The sequence below is a fragment of the Pseudoalteromonas sp. SANK 73390 genome (assembly GCF_054966645.1).
In genome coordinates this window covers 1-20,423 of the sequence record NZ_ARPN01000195.1, presented here as the reverse complement: position 1 = coordinate 20,423, position 20,423 = coordinate 1, and the positions used below count along the sequence as shown (strand labels likewise).

Here is a 20,423-nt window from a genome sequence, read left to right as displayed (position 1 = left end):
CGGCACAGGTTTGCGAGCTAGTCAGCATGTGTATACTAATGCCAACTACACAGATAACCATTATTCGTATGATAGCTTATCTCAGTGGTTAACAAGTATTGACCTGAGTGCTCAACAGCAAACACGTTATAGCTACGACTTTAGAGGGCAGCTAAAAAGTTTAGTGCGCTATTTAAGTGCAGATAGCTTGGGTAACCCAACCAATATAGTAAGTAATACGCACTATGTTTATGACCCATACGGTTTGTTGCAACAAGAGGTAGACACTAAAGCAGGGCAAACATCCTATAGCTATGACGGCTTGGGCCGTATGCTGGCAAAAATAAGCAGTGAAGGTGTAACTACACAGTACATATATGATGAACAATCGCGACGACTTGCCATTGTTGATGACAACACACAATGGCAAACGCACAGTTTTGATAAAACGGGTGCTTTGGTATCGATTGCTTATGGTACATCTTTTGGTGATAGCAGTCAGGGCATAGAACGTTTTTATCTTGATAAACAAAACCGCAAGGTAGTAAGCGAAAGCACGCAGGGTGCGCGTAGCTATGTATTTTATGACGAAGCAGGGCGACAAGCCGCCAAAGTGGATGAACAAGGGTTTGTTACTCGAATAATATTCAATCAGGCACATGATCAAATTCATTCAACCAAGTATGAGCGAGCGCTTGATACATCAAACTGGCTTGCGGATGGTCAGTTAACGCTTTCCTTGGCAGAGCTTGACGAGCAACTCAATCGTTTAACTGCGCCAACATTCAGCCAAGTGGGCGCAGCGCCTAAACCACCCATGATGAGGGCAATGTCATTTGCCAGTGCGCCGGTGGCGCAATCATTACCATTAGGTGTTTATCAATATAACCTTGATAGCGGTATGGTATCATTGGATAAAAACTACCACGAACTGTATTTAAGTGAGTTTAACCGAGACCAAGTCTTTTTCCACAAGTCTAGCGACAGCACTGATCTAATTATTCAATTAAAAGGTGTATATAACTTTGTTGGCGGTAATGAGCATATTATTGTAAAAGACTGGTATTCGTTAGATGCCAGTATTAAAAGCCAACTCACACAGGTTAACCTCAAAGACGCAACGTTAGATAGAGCACAAATCTCTCAAGATGCAGATACTAATTGGAACTTGCAAAAAGATCGTTTTTTTCAACAAACTCCCACATCACTTTGGGGCAACCCACTTTTTGATATTGACCAAATCAATCGAATTCTTATAGGTAGTCCTGACAATGACTCTTTTGATACAGGTGCATTGTTTGCAGATCAAACTTATATGGGCTCAGGTAACGATAGCTATGATGCAAGAGGTTTTCTTCCGTCCCATGCTCGCACGTTGTATATGGGTAAAGGCGACGATACTTTTGAACTGATAATGTCAAGAACTACTTTTCATTACCAAAAAGGAGATGGTAACGACACGATTAAAGCGGCCAGAATGTCAGACAATATTCTCGTTTTACACGACATATCTAGGGATGATGTATTAGTCAGGCATGAAGGTACCGATGTAATTATTACGCTGAACAGTTCAGGAGAACAAATCACGCTAGAGGGCTGGTTATTTAATAATAATCATATTCAATTTGAAGGGGATGTCATTCCAAAGCATTTTGAAGGAATGCTAGGTAATACTATTCGTACTCATAACTCTGACACTCAAATTATAGGTACTAAGGATAGCGATAGAATTATTTTGAGTACCGAATTTAATGGAGAAATTGTAGCTGGTACAGGTAATGACTTCATATATAGGCCTATGGAACCGAACACTTCAAATGAGATTAGTTTTGTTCATAACCCTGGAGATGGGACGGATCACTTTTACGGGGTAAGAGGAAATATCCAAATAAATGGAGTGAATCGCGCAGATTCTGAAGTGGTAATTGAAGGCAAAATGCTAAAAATTATGCTGCCAACATTAGATGATGCAATTATTATACCTACATATCACTACTCTACAATCACATTCAATGGTAGTCAACCTGAGTCATTTACTGTTGTGGAGCTAGCGGCTCAAGTAACACAGATTCAAGGTGGTGTTGGTGTTGATTACTTGCATGGTAATAAAGCTGACAATGTTGTTCACGATTTAGAAGGTGCGCAGCAGATTAACTTGTATTCTGGAAATAATGTTATTTACTCGCAATCAAAGGGTGATATTTTTATCCCCAGTACTGGTAGTGACGTTATTTATACGCAAGGTAGCGAACAAATATTAGATATAAGATGGATGAAATTTAACGACATAATGGTTACCCGATTTGATGGAGGGTATGAAGTCACTGGAGTCAACAGTGTAAACGTTACGATTCATGGTTGGCAAGGAGAGAATAAAGGTTATATCAAGTCGGGTGATGAGCTAGTAGATATAGATTCACTGGTGAGTAATTCTACAATGCATTATGCACTTGCTGATGGAATGGTTGAACTCGATATTGATGTTAATAAGTTAGACTTATCCGCCTTCTCGAATGACCAAGTATTATTTCACCAATCAAGTGACAGCAGTGATCTCATTATTCAGTTAAAAGGTGTATATAACTTTGTTGGCGGTAATGAGCATATTATTGTAAAAAACTGGTATTCGTTAGATGCCAGTATTAAAAGTCGACTCACGCAAGTTAACCTCAAAGACGCAACGTTAGATAGAGCACAAATCTCTCAAGATGCAGATACTAATTGGAATCTAAAAGTCGATAGGTTTTATCAAGGAGATGTGCCAGCACCATGGAGTTTTGCTGCAAGCTCTGAATACCAAATAATAAACAACATTTTCATTGGTTCAGGTTCAGGTGCTACTAATGATGCAGCAGGTGCAAATGCAGATACCTTATATCTAGGTGATGGTGATAACAAACTGGACGCCAATGCATTTATGCACTCACGTACACCGTCGGTTGTGTTTGCAGGCAAAGGGGACGATGATATTAGGCTGTGGGGTAAAGGTCATACGTATCATTACCGTGCTGGCGACGGTAATGATAAATATTATGCCGATGCCTCCGAACGTAATGCCCTTGTGTTACATGGGGTGTCTCGTGAAGATGTAGATATAATCACCCCTAGCCTCATGGAATATAGTGGCAATGTAATTGTTAAATTTAAAAATACAGCAGAGCAGATAACACTTAAAGGATGGCACCGAAATAATAACTATATAAAATTTGCAGACGAAGTTTATTTACCCTTTGAACAGGGTCGCTTCGGCATTTTTAAACAAGCATTTGAAGGTCAACATACGTTTGTTGGTAGCAATGATAATGAGCGAATAAAAGTAGATGGCTCATTTGATGGCACAGTAGAAACAGGTAAGGGTAATGACTATGTGTTTATGGGCCATGATAGGAGTGGAGTAAAACCATTTAGGTTGATTTACAACCAAGGAGATGGTGCTGATTACGTTACTGCATCTCCTGTTGATGTTGAAATTAACGGCCTTAAAAGGCAAGACATACAGGTGCAGATGCAAGGAGTAGCTCTGAAACTTGTGATGCCTACAGAAGGTGATGTGCTTTATTTAGAAGGTAGTTCTGGGAGTGTTACTTTTAAAGAGAACGGTCAAGCGCAGCAATTTACTATTCAAGAGTTACGAAACGAAGCTAAGGTAGTATTCGATGCGTCTGGGGTTAATCGGATTGATAGTACGCAAGCTGATAATATTATTTATGATGGTGAAGGCGCGGATGCAATATCTCTTAGCGGCGGTAATGATACTGTTTACTCTTCATCTGATGGTGACCTGTTTGTTGTAAGGGCAGGTAATCATACTATTCATACCGAAGGTAATGAGCAAATAATTTCCTTAACCCACCCGATAGAAGAGCTTGAGTACCGTCAGACATCCGATGGTTTTGTCATTAGCTCCGCCTCAGGTGAGTTAACGGTGCATGGATGGCAGGGGGATAATGCCGGCCGTATCGACTTGCCTGGTGGCGGTAACGTTTATAGTTTAGCTGAATTTATCTCAGCGATTGAGGTTGGGAAGCTGGTTTTAGTCGAGTCAAATCAGAGTGTAACAGTCCAAGGTGATGTAAAGAGACTTTTTGTTGAGGGAGACAATATTCAAGTTACTGGTGGACAAAACCTTAAAACCATACATACATTTGGTTCTAATACCACATTACTGTTAGAGGAGAGTCATTTTAGGTCAACAGCTGAACGGATAAAAATAGAAAACCATGACAATGGTCAAGTACTTAAATTTAAAGACCTTGCTAGAAATGAAGTGGTTTTTACACAGCGCGATGGTTTTTTAGAGCTTAAGTTAAAAAGTAACGCAAACCATATAGTTCTTAAAAATTGGATTGATGGTAACAATTATATTCAATTCTCTGATTCAGAGTCGCCAGTTAAAGTAAATGATATCGGCAGAGAAGTCATAAGCTATCAAAGCGGGAGTGTTCTACATGGAAGCTCTAAAGCGGATACGTTCTTTTTACAAGCAGGCAACCATACAGTTCACCTTTCAGCCACCGAGTATGACCGAGCTTTTTTGCAGAGTAGTAATAATACAGTCGTTCGTCAGTACGTTGGATCTGACCAACGAACATGGTCATCTCAAATTGTAAACTTTGGACAAAACCAACTACTTAAGTTGAAAGGCTTTGATAAAGAAAAACTAGTATTCGCTCGAACAAACGAGAGTGATGTTGTTGTTCGGTTATTTGATAATGATATATTTCACGGCCATAAGCCGTATCGAGGAGAATTAGGACTCGATAAATGGCTTAATGCCAGTAATAAGGTTCAATTTGATGATGGAGAAATACTCGAGTTAGATACTCTAGTAGGGGTGTTACATTCTCTTGGTGAGAGCGACTCAAATTTTAAAGGTAGTGATCTAGGAGATATGATTTATGCAAGTGGTGACTATCGAGGAGTAATAGAAGCAGGTAAGGGCAACGACCTCATAACAGGGGCACGAGGCCAAACAATCATTTATAAAAAAGGCGATGGTTCAGATCTTATTGATTTTGTCGGTGACTCTACAAATTTTGAGAAGTCCAATAAGTTAATGCTAAAAGAGGTTAAGCGCAGCGATGTTGATATTTATAAATATGCTGATGACACCTTCCAAATAGCATTTAAAGACTCAAATGACGTACTAACCTTGCATAAACAATTCGACAATAAGGATTTTGTTGTATTTGAAGGCGACAGCGATGCGCAATTAAACCCGTTTACGTTAGATGACGTGATTGTTGTCGGGAGCGATAAAGATGATGAGCGCCTTGTAGGTGGTACGGGTGATGATGTATATCGAGGCGATGCAGGGCATGACACATACGCATTTAGTGGTGGTCATGACACCATTGAAGATAATGGCGGCACTTTATTATTCGAAACAAATGTTTCTTTTGGCCATGAAGCCTTAGTTTTTAAACGTAACTATCAAGATTTGATTGTAAACGTGCAAGATGGTCAGCACAGTATTACGATTAAAAACTGGTTTGATTCAAGTCATAACAAAATGGATTTGAAGTTTGCTCGTGACCCAAATTTAGCGTTAAGTGCAGCTGAAATTGAACAGGCCATCAGCTATGACCCGTTACCAAGCTATTTAGGTAACACAGCAATAGCCATTCAACGCGGTGAGGCTGTACGCATTCCATTGCAATTTAATGTTGATACGGCTGTGCCTTTATCAATAGTTGCGCAGCAACTTCCTGCATGGCTTAGTTACGACTCAGACGCAAAAGCGTTAGTGGGCAACGCGCCAAACGAGCAAACACATGAGCAGGTAGTACTAAGCGTTAAAGACCATCAAGAGCAAACGGCCAATATAACTATTTCAGTGAGCACTTCTGCGTATATTTATACAGGAGGAACTCGTAGTGTTAACAACACCCAAGGGCGTATTTTATTCACGGATGGTGCGGCCAACATTCAATTGTCTGATTTAACGTTTAAGCGTCAACATCAAGATTTATTGATTGAAGTAGAAGAGACAGAACAAAGCTTAACAATACAAAACTGGTTTGAACAAAGTGAGAGTACCCGTTTAGGTATTGAACTTGCAAACTCCAATACTGCATTAAGTGCCAATGACATCTCACAGCGTATTACCTATACGCCACTGCCGTTATATACGGGTGATGTATTGGTTTCTCTAGAACAAAATCAAGATGTTGTAATACCAATTTCGTTTAGTGACAGTGAGTTGCCATTAGAAATTAGTGTAACTCAGCTTCCTAGCTGGCTTAGTTACGATTCGGACGCAAAAGCGTTAGTGGGCAACGCGCCAAACGAAATTGGAAGTGAAGTAATTACACTTAAGGTTAAAGATCATCAAAATCAGACCGCTGAGATTTTAATAACGGCTAGAACCCACAACCCTCGAAGTAAAACCACTTTGGGATCTTTTGGTATCAAGAACCCTGTTCAGTTAACTGATATGTCGGCACTTGGACAAAATAACGAAAATATATTTGTTAATGCAGCCACAGGTAATTTGGTATTACAACAGCGAGATGAGCATGTTGAAGGGCTTGGGTTAGGTGCAAACTTAGTAAGAACGTACAATAGCCTTGGCTATTTTGATGGTGATAATAACGACCAATGGCGCTTAGGGTTTTTAAAGTCAATCTCACTTGAAGGCACAAAGAACCAAACGGGCAGTGTGGTTACACGGGTGACGGCGGATGGCTTTGCTCAGCGCTTTAACTATGATGCGGCTAAGGGCCATTATGTAAGTACATCGGGCAGTGGTGCTCATGATACGTTAACGCTGAGCAGCGATGGCAGTGCCACACTGAATATTGACGGTCAAAACCAGTTAGAGCGTTACGATACACAAGGTCGCTTAATTGCAATGCTCAGTCAACAAGGTCATGAAACAACAATCAGTTATAGTGGTGAGCGTGTAACCCAAATTATCACCAAAACTGACAGTGGTTTAGAGACCACCTCACTGAAATACAACGCGCAAAACTTATTAGAAAGCATTCAAACCCAAGCTGGCACAAGCAATGCCCAAACTCGGGTGTACTATGGGTATGATGGCAACCAGCGCCTGTCATCAGTTAAAGTAGACTTAACCCCTGATGACAATGCAATTGCCGATGGCAAGGTGTATGAAACCAAATACACCTACCACGGTGATAGCAACCGCGTTCGCACTGTTAGCCAATCAGACGGTACTGCACTGACTATAGGCTATGAAGCGCATGGTGATTATTACCGCGTTAAAACCCTACAAGACGGACAGGGCAATACCACTGCTTATCAATATGTGTCTGATTCACACACGCGTGTAACGTTAGGTAATTCACAGGTTGATTATTACTTTGATGATGCTAAGCGCCTAAGTGCGCTAGAGCGCGTAATTGATGGTCAACATGTACGAGAAGAGTATGAGTACAACAGTGCTGGGCAAGTAACTGAGATACGTAACGGCTTAGGTCAAGCAAAAACCTTTATCTATGACGCACAAGGTAACATAACCACCCAAACCGATGCGGACGGGGTAACGGTTAAGCGCACATACAACAGCCATAACCAATTGCTATCAGAGCAATTGGGCGATAACACCACACATTACGTTTACGACAATAACCAGCGCCTACGATTCACGCTAGATGAGAACAATGGCGTGGTTGAATACCGTTATAACGCATTAGGCCAACGCACTAGCCAACACACGTATACTCATGCCAACTACACTGGTAGCAATACCAGTTTAAGTGCGCTTGAGGGCTTTGTGAATGGGTTAAATAAAACCCAACAACAACGCCATGACTATAGCTACGACTTTAGAGGTCAGTTGAGTACGGTAACACGCTATAGCAGTGTGAACAGTCAAGGCCTTGGAGTTGATGGCAACACCACCCGCTATATGTATGACGCGCATGGTAAGTTATTACAAGAAACCACGCCACGTGGTGTTATTACTCAAGGTACAGATAACGACTTTAGTACCACCTACAGCTACGATGGCTTAGGGCGCTTGCTCAGCAAAACCGACGCCAATCAAGCGCAAACCACTTACACTTACGATGATGCCAACCAACGCATTGGCACACAATACGCTAATGGCTTGTGGCAAACACAGGTGTTTGACAAAGCAGGGCAATTGGTTGTGAATGTTGAAGGCACCTCGCTGGGTAATAACATTTATGGTACAGAACGTATTTACTATAACCGCGAAGGCCAAGCGGTCGCCACAAAAGATAAACAAGGGGCGATTAGCTATACCTTATATGATGAGTCGGGCAATAAAGCCGCCACGGTGAGCAAAACAGGCGCAGTCACTCGTCTACACTATGACCAAGCAGGTCGGGTAACACAAACCATTCAATACGCACAAAAGGTCAACACCTCACAGTGGCTTTCCTCAGGTGGCGCGATGGTCAAAACCCTTGAGCAACTAGATAATGACCTAAAAGCCCACGCCAATCATGAAGACAACCGCAGCACACGTACGCTTTATACCTTAGCGGGCCGTAAACAATATGACATCGACGCCAAAGGCTATGTCACTGAATACAGCTATAACGACAACGGCCAATTGATTGAGCAGAAGCAATACGATGTGCAAAAACAGTACGGTGAGCCAATGGGTGACATCATCTACCAAAGCCATAATAGTCCAGTGAATTTGGCGCAGTGGCATGTGTATGATGCAGACCCTGCGGGTGCCACAATGACATCGGCCTTTGATGCGGAGTATGGTAAAGAAGTGCTAACGATTGAGGGAGCTGCACTCTCTAACGGCTACCGTTTAAGAGCAAGTCCATCATCGAATTGGAACTCAAAGAGCCCTACTATCTCATGGGATATGAAATATGCAGAAGCTTACATAGTTTACATCAGCATAAACACAACCCAAGGTCATCGTTATATGACCTATCAAATCGGCACTAAAGCGCCTTATCTAACAGGAACAACCAGTAAATACGCGATGTATTTTCTCTCGGCAGATACTGCAGATGGCAATTGGAAAACATTGACTCGTGATTTACAAGCTGACCTTTCAGCGGTAGACCCAGGTGTCATAATCACCAATACCGAGGCCTTTCTTATACGCGGCTCAGGAAAAGTGGGGGAAGTGCGCTTATCCGGCTTAAACGAACGTGCGTCACAAGCCAGTGCGCGCAGCACCCAAATGACCTACAACGCACAAGGTTTGCTTGAAACCAAAACCGATGGCGAAGGTTATGTTACCCGTTATTACTACGATAAAGCAGGCAATGAAGTTGCACAGCGCCGCTATGCAAATGCTGGCACCACAGAGTCACAACAAGACCGTATCAGTCACACTTACTACGACGGTCAAGGCCGTGTTATTAGCTCGCTCTCAGCAGATGGTGCATTGACCACCTTCACTTACAACAAAGATGGTCATAAACAATCACAAAGCACTTATCACAACCAAGTACGCAACCAAGCCATCGGTGCGCCTTTAGCGCTACCTAATGGGGATAAAACCACTACCCGTTGGACCTACAACGCCAATGGGCAGGTTGAACGAGAGCTCCGCGCTGATAAATCCATGACCCACTACAGCTACGACGCGATGGGGCAGTTGGTTGAAAAGCGTGAATATGAGAATGTAATTGCACATGATGATTTTAGCAATGGGGAATATTCAAACGTCCATGTCTATTCAAATACCGCTGGAGACCTAACGTTAGATGACAACAGAGTCGCATTTAACCGTATTAAATCGTCGCAAAGCAGCTGGCCGTCTGTGCAAAGTAAGGATGTATTTAATCTTAGTGATAATGTGATGCTGAGCTTGGAGGTGACGACGGGCTCATTTACCTCCGGTAGCTATTTCTTTGGAGGTCTCGACAATAATGGAAGTTACAGCAACCAGTCATTAGATAGGCATTCAGTTCGTATTAACTCTGAAGGTGTTTGGGTGACTGCCGAGCGACAAGGCTCAAGCATGTTTTCAGGAATAAAACTGTTTGAAGCAAACCCAAACATCACTTTTGTGATTACTTGGACAACTTCACAAGACAGAACAACTCTAACAGTTTATCCAAAAGGGCACCCTGAGCAAGCTAAAAGCCATACACAATCAGCAGCTGATTGGACTGGAATTGCAAGGTTAAAACTCTATGGAAACCCAAATACGGCAGGAAATAACAGCGTCGTTTACCTAGACAACTACCTACTCGCCAAAGCCCCTGTTAGCACCGAGCGCTACCAATACGACCAACAAGGGCGTTTGGTATCTAGTTTAGACGGCAATCAAAATGCAGAGCTTGGCGCGGATGCCACCCAAGCACAAATTAACAGCAAAGCGGCTCAAGAAGGTGCCCGCACCGAATACGATATTTTAGGCAATATTCGCCTAACGAGCGACCGCGAAGGGGCACAAACCCGTTATTACTATGATGCGCAAGGCAATAGGCGCTATCAAATTGACGGCGAAGGTCAAGTGACTGAATATCGTTATAACACGTTCAATCAACGTACCGATGTACTGCGTTATCACACCCAATTAAGTGCCGAACAGATTAGCTCTGCGGGCTTGATTGGGGGCCTTGTTAGTAACAAAACCAGCGACGGTACAAAAACGGTTGCTGCTTATTTAACAGACAAGCTAGCCGATAGTGAGCAATTTCATGAGCAACTAGACTACGATACACGGGGCTTGATCAGTGAAAAAACCGATGCGCAAGGGTATAAAACCATCCTTGAGTACAATGCCTTTGCGCAGCTAGTTAAACAGTCACAACAAACCCATGTAACGCTATTTAATAAACAGCGCAATGAAGCTGGCAAGGCGCTTATTCATACCGAGTTTGGTTACGATAAGCGCGGTTTGCAAACGTCAAGTACTTTAAACGCCGCAAGCCTTACCCAAACAACTCATAAAGAATACGATGCCTTTGGTCGTTTAACCAAAACCATTGACGGCAACGGCAATGAGACTGATATCAGTTACAGCGTTAATGGCACCGATGATAAAATTGGTCGGGTAGTGAGTACCACACAAGTGGTGGATGGTGCTACGCGCACAATAGAAACTCGCTACGATATGCAAGGGCGTAAACTGTCAGTTAAAAATGCGTCAGGGCATAGCACGCGCTATGAGTACGAAGACAGCACGAATACCACTACAGTGTTCCAACCAAATGGCGCGCAAGTTAAAACCACGCGTAACGGCCAAGGGCAAGTAGCGTCAGTAACACAACTTGATACACAAGGTAATACCCTGAGCATCAGCGCGTTTGAATATGATGCCAGTGGTAATCTCATCAAAACGTTACTCAACGATGAAGTGCAGTCACATAAACAGTACGATAAAAATAACCGCGTGCACCTAGTCACCGATGCTAATGGCAATCAAGTTGAGACCCAGTACGATAATGTAGGCCGTGTTACGGCCAGTATTGTTGACCCAAGCGGCTTAAAGCTGACCACTACGTTTGAGCATAACAAGCATGGCAGCGAAGTTATTAAGAGCGAGCAAATTAATACCGTTGTCAGTGGGGGCATTCAAACAGCAGGCACAACCAACACCACAACCACCACTTTTGACGGCCAAGGTCGTGCACTCAAAGTGGTCGTACGCCAAGGTAGTACACAACAAAGTATCACTGAATACCAATACAATGGTTTAGGTAATCAACTACAAGTTACACAAGGCAGTGGCAGCAATGCACTTAACACCGACTACCTATACGATGCGCTAGGGCGCTTAGCTCAAACCATTCAGGGTGACCAAGTTACTAACTATGAGTATGACGATAACAATAACCTGATTAAGAAAGCCGCCCTCATCGATGCACAGCGCAATAAGACTGAATACTTTGTTTATAATGAAGCAAACCAGTTAAGTGCAAACTTGGTGTCGGTGAATAACACTGAATATCAAGTCAGTCGTTTTGACTACGACAACAATGGCAAGCAAATAGCGCAACATCAATACCAAAGCTTCATGCCAAGCCCAAATGAAAATAATGTAGCCAGTTCATTAAAAGCATTCACTGATGAGCATACCGCTGTTTCCAATTACACCAGCTACGATGAAAGTGGTCGCAAGTCGTTACATATTAACGCTGATGGCGGGGTTGCTCAGTGGCACTACGATGCACAAGGGCGTGTGTATGAGTTAATTCGCTGGGGCGCGCGCGCCTCTATAACAAGTGACGGGCTAACGCACTTAAAAGCAGGCACTTTTAATGCCGCTTATTTGGTTAAATCCACAGTGAGTTACGCTCAAATGACTCAAAAGGCGGACAGTAAGCTTAAAACGCTCTACAACGATAAAGGGCAACCACGCTTTACTTTAACCTTGCTAGATAATGCACAAGCAGCGATTAAAGAAAGTCGCTACGATAATGCAGGGCAACTCGTAGAAACCATTGCTTATGCTAATACGGTAAGTTATGGCGACGCGGCGAATGAAGCAGAGCTTGCAAGCAAAATCAGCCGTTCAGAGCACGACCGCAGCAGCCAATTGTTTTACGATGCAGCTGGGCGTCTACGCTTTACAGTGAATGCGCAAGGCCATGTCATCGAGCAGCGCTATAATGAAATTAGCGACATCATGAGTAATATTACTCATGGCACATCCCTTACTGAACACGCTGCACTGAATAGTAAATTTAACGCCGGTACATTAAGCTTCACCGACCTGCAAAGTCACTTTGCCAGTGAGTTATTAAATGACGCCCGTGTTAATCACGCTCAGTATAACGCCAAAGGGCAGCTAACTTGGCAACGCCATGCTGATGGCACCACCGAGCAATTTAGCTACTACGACAATGGCTTAAAGGCCAGCTATACCAACCAAAAAGGCGCAACGTGGACTTATGACTACAACTCTGCAGGCAAGTTAGCGTTTGAACGCGGCCCTCAACAGGCAGTTTATGATTGGCATAATGGTAGCCTAAGAACGCTCAGTAATGTGCACATCACAAAAGCCTTTCATTACGATGGGCTTGGTAATGTTACGATTATTGAAGAAGGCGGGCAGCAAAATAATAGCTGGGTAAGCGGCTTACCAAAAGCAGTCACTCACTTTATGTATGACAGTGCGGGTCGCCAAATCGCGACGCGCCAAGCAGCTACAACGCATGCACCTGCAACTGAAACACTCACCCGATATGACGCACTTGGACGTGCTGTAAGCACAACACAAGGTGGGTTAACTGCACTGAAAGTATACGATAATGTGGGTAACGTACGCTTTGAAATAAGCACGGACGGCAATGTGATTGAGCGCCAATTTAACGCCTTTGGTCAAGAAGTGTTGCTTATTCAATATGCTGATGAGCATACCATTCAACCTACTGGGCCCATAACCTTAGCGGATATGGTGAATAGCTCAGGTTTACTAAGCCCAAGTAACGATGCGAACGTGAATGCATCTCCCCTTGACCGTCGTATTCACACCCAATACGACACGGCAGGGCGCAAAGAGCAAGTTGTTATTGGCAAACAAACCACGCACTTTACCTATAACGCCTTTGACCAAGAAATTAAAAAAGAGCAACTGTTAGATAACCAAGCACCGTTGAGCACCTACAGCTATTACAATACCCTAGGCCAAAAAGTAGTCAGCGTGGATGCGGGTAAATACCTCACGACCTTAAGTTATAACGAACACGGGGAAGTAGCATCAAGCACCGAATATGCGGTGGCACTCAGTGGCTCTATTGACGAAAATGCCGTACCAACGGTAAGGGTAGATAACGAGACTCAAGACCAAAACCGCACCACTGAGTTTTATTACGATGATATGGGCCGAGTTACCCACACGGTCTATCAAAATGTGGCTGTAAAACAGCAAGGCTCAAGTGCATTTGCGTATACCGATAAAAACCAAGTAATTGATTATAAAGAGTACGATGTACTGGGTAATGTGCGCACTGCACTGACCACAAGTACTGATTTAGCCAATCCAGAAACATATACTGGCACCAGTGTTGGCGCTGACACCTTGTTTGAATACGATGCGACAGGGCGCTTAATCAACAAAGCGCAAGCTTATACCGACCATGTAAACGCCAACGCAAAGGCATCTAAAGCCGCGGCCACCACAACACTACTGGGCCGCCAAGCAACATCCTATGGTTATGATGTGTTAGGTAACTTAGTTGAGCAACGTGAACATGCTACTCGCTTAACGGGGCACTCTCGTACTTGGGGTGATTTAACCGCACCAGCACACTTAGCGCAGGACAAAGTAACCCGCCATGAGTACAACACCCGTGGTCAGCTAATACGTGAATATAATGCGCTTGGCCATAAAACAGAGCACCATTACAACGCACACGGACTGTTATCTCAAAGCCGGGCGCATTACACCAACTCAGATAACAGCAGCAAGTCATTACTCACGTCTTATCAATATGACAACAATGGACAGGTGACTGCAAAATCACTTGATAGCGTGTCAACACACGGCGGCAAACCAACCAACTCAGAGTTTACTTTTGAAACCGCGTACAACGCTTTCGGTGAAGTGAAAAAAGACGACCAAGGGGTGTATGTTTATAACCAAGAAGGCTTATTGTGGAAAACCACCAAAGGTGATGGGGTACTAAAAACTCACACCTATGATAATGCTGGCCGATTAACCCAAACAATTCATGCCCTTAATGGTACCACCAAGATTGAGCGTGATGCACTGGGCAATGCCGAGCATATTGAGCAACCGCTTTACATGCTGCATGGCATTAAGCATGTGCCGACCATTACACAAAAACACGACCGTTGGGGTAATGTGATTGAGCACAAAGATGCTATGGGAAGTATCACCAAAGCGCAATACAACCATCAAAACAAGGTGATTAAAGAGATATTGCCAGCCGTGGCAATAACTAGCGAAGCAGGTGTCACTCGCTATGAGCGACCAGTTAACCTATACTATTACGATGCACAAGGTAACTTGGTACGTAAAAAAGATGCGAACAAAGCAGAGCAAACCTTTAGTTTTGATGCCAACAATAAACAAGTCGCGCACCAAGACGGCGAGGGACATGTTACACGCTATAACTACGACATTCACGGACGTAAGGTATCAACTCAAGATGCATTAGGGCGAGTCACTACCAGCACCTATGACAGATTAGACCAAGTGCTTGAAACGGGTCAATTTGGTGTGGTTAATAGAGTGGCTGATAGTTATCGTAAAACGAATCAATATGCTTACGATGAACTAGGTAACCGTAGTCAGGTTACAACCGCTGTAGACGGTGTAATGCGTTATCGTTTTGATGTGCTGGGCAATGTAATTTACAGCCAAGATGAAATGAACCGTGTTAAGGAATACAAGTTTAATAGCGAGGGAAAACAAACCGAAGAGCACTATATTAATGTTGATGGGCAATTTAAAAACGAATCGATAAGTCGTGACTACAATGAGTTCGGCCAGTTAACACATAGCAATGATCTCTCGGGTAAAAATGCACAGGTGTTCTTTGGGCGAGATTTTGCTTCGAAAGACACCCCTATTGATACACTTGATAGCGATGGCAATGTAAAACCAAAAGCCAATATTGGTCGTGTTGTTTGGCGCCAAAATGACTATGGTCAAAACATTCAATACAGTTACTACGAAAACGGCTGGCTAAAAGAAATAAAAGACGAAAAAACGAGGGCGTATTCGTATTTTGAATACGATAGAGCTGGGCGTCGCACCACAGAAGTTAAGCAAGCGAGAGATGATTTGGGCCGTGTAATAAGGCAAAAAACGCAAACCATTTATGACTCGCATGGCCGAATGGGTGCCGTAGAGACCATTCGTTTTAAGAATACCTCTACCTCAAACCAGCCTGAATGGGTGTTAGGGGATGGCATAGCAAAAATCGTTTATCGTTATGATGCTGTTGGCAACCGCCGTAGTATGGAAGTTACCAATGGTATCATGGAAGTCAAAGAGCCAATTAGGGCTGACGCAATAGAGCCGATAACGCTCATCGAGGGTGAACCGGCCGATATCTATTTACAAAGATACTTCCATAAAAGCGTTGTTGTGGACAAGTTAGCCTATGAAATTACAACTGAGTCGTTACCAAAAGGTCTAAAGTTAGACTCCGCTACAGGGCAAATTACAGGCAAGCTCAGCTACAACGCTAAAGAAAAATATGAAATCGATGTAAAGGTATTTGATCCGGATTTTGAATCGTACTTTGTCAAAAAGAAAATAACGATTAATGTGGTTAATGTTGAGCCAATTATAGTAAAACCAACAGAGTCATTACCTGATATAGTAGAAGGTGGCACACTGGTTATTGATTTGGCAAGTAAGTTTACGCTCTCTGATCCAGACTTAACTATCGTTGGCTATCAAGTAGATGGTTTGGCCGATAGCATAAGTGTTGGACCACAAGGGAAATTGTCTCATCGACTGAATTATAACACCCAAGGGAGTTATCCCAATGTCCCTGTGACGATTACAGTTAAAGATGAGCTAGGTGATACTTACACCAAAACGTGGCATTTTTCGTTAACGGTAATAGATACTAAAAGAATCACAACGTCTGTAAGAGCATTTTATACAAAAGATGAAGGGCAGCGATTTGATTTGTCGACGCGTGACAAATTTCATGTGGTTGACCCTGAACTTACGATCACGAGTTTTAGTATCTCTCACTTACCTGCCGGGTTAGAGTTTGATACCCGCACTGGTGTTATATCCAATAAACTTATGTATAGCGCTGCACAAAATACGCCTTATACAATCACAGTAACAGCCCATACCAATGATCCAAACTACGCTGCACAATGGTCATTTACCTTAGATGTTAAGGATAAAGTTGCTGTTGAAAGTGTGCCTAACAAACCAGGAGATGAGGTGCTTCTTAAGGAATACTTTGATGTCGATTTTGATTTAACTCGCCAAGGAGTACTCTTTAATTTTTATGATACCAGTTTAACTTACAAATACTCGCTACACTCAGGGGCGTTACCACCGGGGTTAACAATAGAAAATAATCATATTACTAGGTCTATTCCATCAAATAATAAACAAAATTATTTCTCGGCCACAATTAAAGTGGTTGCCGCTGAAGACCCTGCCGCAGTTGCCTACAAAAAGATAGACTTCAAAATTACTCACACTATCGTTAAGCACGTTGATGAAGCAAGTATCAATTATTTCAATGTACCTGAGGGGGCGAAATTAACAGGACATAGCTTTGAAAATGAAGACTTTGGTGAAGTGAAGGTTGTCTCGTACAATGATAAACGTGAAATAGGCCCGTTTCTCAAGGTTGTGCCAACAATGAAAGCTGCAAAAGATGGCTTGGAGCATACCTACACAACCGTTATTGAATACCCAAGCGACAGGGAGAATGGAACTGTCATAAACGAAGTTTACTACATCAAAGTACAAGACAAGGGAGACGTAGCTCCACCGCCACGAATAGCAAAGAGCATCCCAAGCCAAGATCTGCGCATAAATACACCGTACGAGCATGACTTTTCACAGTACTTTGCTGTTGACATAGGGCAAATTGTCATTCGCAACTTTACATTTTATGAACTCACACCAGAAGGAGAAAAAATACAAGTTAACGGACCACCCGGAGTTGAAAAAGTTGGAAACTATTTGTTCAATAATAGTGGAATGACTCAAATTGGAGCGTATGAAGTTGAGGTGATTGCCCATGGAAGTGGTGATCCTAGTCAAATAGTTTCACAGACATTTATATTAAAAATCAAACCACTAGGTACTGGGAACTCAGCTCCGACTATGTCAGATCTTAAGCTTCCGAAGGAGAAAGTATCTAAAGGTGATGAATTCTATATTACAGCCTTCGCGTTTGACAGAGATCTTGATGTTGTTAGCGCTTTCCATTTAGAGCTAGATAAAGGTCTTACCTTTAGTGATGGTTTGTCTAAAAAGCGTGTTCATGCATTCAAAGATCCCATAGGAGAGGGGTATACACTTGGGCCTATTCGTGCAATTGGTTCCGGAGAGCTGACTATAAAAGTATGGGCAGAAGATGACACTGGTAGCCAAGGGCCCGCGATAGCAAGAAGTATTACAGTATCTAGTAACCTCCCCGCACTTGAAGATAAATTGCATAGCGAGGGCCAATACGTCTCTTTTAGTGTTGCAGGGTCGTTTGACTTAAATGGTGCAATGCAGCGTCGCTATACGGCCACTAATTTGCCACCAGGATTAACGATTAATAACAATGGCATTGTATCGGGGAAAATTCAATACAATGCACAATCGAATTACCGCGTAAGTATCACGGCAGTGGATGTAAACAACAGTATGAACTTGCAGACTCAGAGCTTTAATTACACGGTCAAAGATGTTCAGCCAATCACTTCAAAAAAAATCGATGATATAAGCATCAATGTGACACAAACACTGAATTATCATATTAGTAAGTTTTTTAGTGTCACCGATAGCAGCTTAAAGCTTAAGTATGATCTTACATTTGCTCCGAGTGATCTTAAAGTTGATGAACAAGGCTATTTACGTGGTTCGTTGTTGGGTCAGTCTGGTGTTCATATGATAAAAGTAACGGCCAGTGATAGTGCTCAGGGGGCGACCGACGAGGCGTGGTTTACTTTAACGGTGAATGATGAAGCGGTTATAACCATGGAACCATCGTCTGCGGGTAAGACGATTGATATTTCATCGTTCGCAGTACCAAGAGATAGAGTCAGGATTGCTGGTTCAGATCCAAGTTGGGCAGAGATAACAAATAATTATAATACGCTTATATTGGAACCCAGCACGGCCTATATTCGCGAAAAGCGATATACAATAACGTTAGAAGCACTTGAATTTAATGATAATAGAGACTTAATTGTTAAGCAGAGAAGTATTTACTACGTAACGGTAACACGATCTAACAGCAAGCCAATAGTGTCTATTTCCGGCTTATCTAGTGTAACCGCTGAAGAGTCAATCCCTTTAAGAGCAAACGCAAGCGACAGTGATGGAACAATAAAAGAGTACATTTGGGATATTCCTGCAGGATTAAAACAGGTTGGTAGCGGCGCTAATATTAGTGTGTTAGGCGAAAGAGCTGGTCAATACACCGTGCGAGTGAGCGTAAAAGATGACAAGGATTTGATTAGTGAATGGGCTACGCACACCATCACGGTGAAGGCGAAAGTTCCCGATGTTATAAAAAATGTAGCTCCGACAGCGCAAATCAGCGGTCCATCTCTGCTTACAAAGGGAAGTAGTGGTACATTTGATGCCATTGTAACTGACCCTGACGACACGCACTTTACTTATAATTGGCAAAGCTCTTCAGGAATGGTGCAATCAGGAAGTAGCAGTAATAGTCGTTTTACGTTAAAAGCAGGCGCTTCTGGTCAACAATGGGTGAGCTTAAAAGTTACCGATGCACATGGTAACTCAAGTGGCAAAGTGTATAGGTATATCAGTGTTCCTAACCCGTTAGCAGGGCCGCCACTGACTATCGCAAACAGAACATTAGATGTTGGTGCTGCCACCACAGCCACAGCAGATAATCAAAATGGTAATGCTGTGGCTTATGAGTGGAGAGCTTCATCTGCATCGGGTTTAAGCATATCAGGAAGTGGTCGTACTGTGACGATTACCGGCCATAAGGAAGGTAACTATTTCATCTCAGTAAGGGTACAAAATGACAGTGCTCAGTGGAGTGAATGGTCAGCGTATAACCTAATTAGTGTCAAGGTACCACAGCCAAATAAGGCGCCTTCAGTGACATTGAGTGGCTCTGAATTATTGTCTTCAGGAAGCAGTACCACTATCAATGCATCGGGCAGTGATCCAGATGGCAGCATTCATAGCTATGAGTGGCAAACATCCAGTGGGTTATCACTTTCAGGTAGTGGCCGAGAGATTACGGTCAAGGCAACGGGCAGCGGTAGCCAGTGGGTTAAAGTCAGAGTAAAAGATAATGAAGGTACTTACAGTCCGTGGGTGGTTAAAAATATAGGCATTGTCACTCGGCCTCAAAGTGCGACAACTGTGACAGGATCGGTTTCATTTACACAAAATGGTTACTCTGGTGGTGGCACATTAACCGTATCTGATTTAAACGGTATTAGTGCTGCTAATGTGAATGTTTCGGGTGTACCGTTTTGGGTGAAAATGTCGAGAGTCCAAGCTAGTGATAACAGTGTGCGATTAGGCTTTAGTGTCAATAAAAAGGCGATAATCGAGGTTGGCTTTCGTTATGGCTTTTATCTCACTATTAACACTAAAGATAACCTCAGTGCACAAGACTCAAAACGTGTGTATGTGAGGGTATCGCGAAATACAGACACTTTAATGCGCATGGCCAGTGTGCCGCAAACATTAATGGCCGAGCCAGCACCCATTATGCTGCGTTCAGCAGCGCTTAACGCCGAGCCAAAGCCTGTCAAAGTGCTTGCACAAAAGCCGATGGGAAAAACCAAAAGTTATTGGTTTACCTACGACAATAACAACCGTGTTGTGATTGATGGTGGGCGTTTGGAAAACGGTACAATTAACG

General features: G+C 43.0%; 1 protein-coding gene. It reads left to right on the top strand.

Annotation, left to right across the window (positions count from 1 at the left end; translation table 11 throughout):
- Window positions 1–10 precede the first annotated feature (10 nt).
- A partial coding sequence (locus SANK73390_RS21145) for a putative Ig domain-containing protein (RefSeq protein ID WP_462768295.1) occupies window positions 11–20,423 on the top strand: 20,413 nt, incomplete at its 3' end.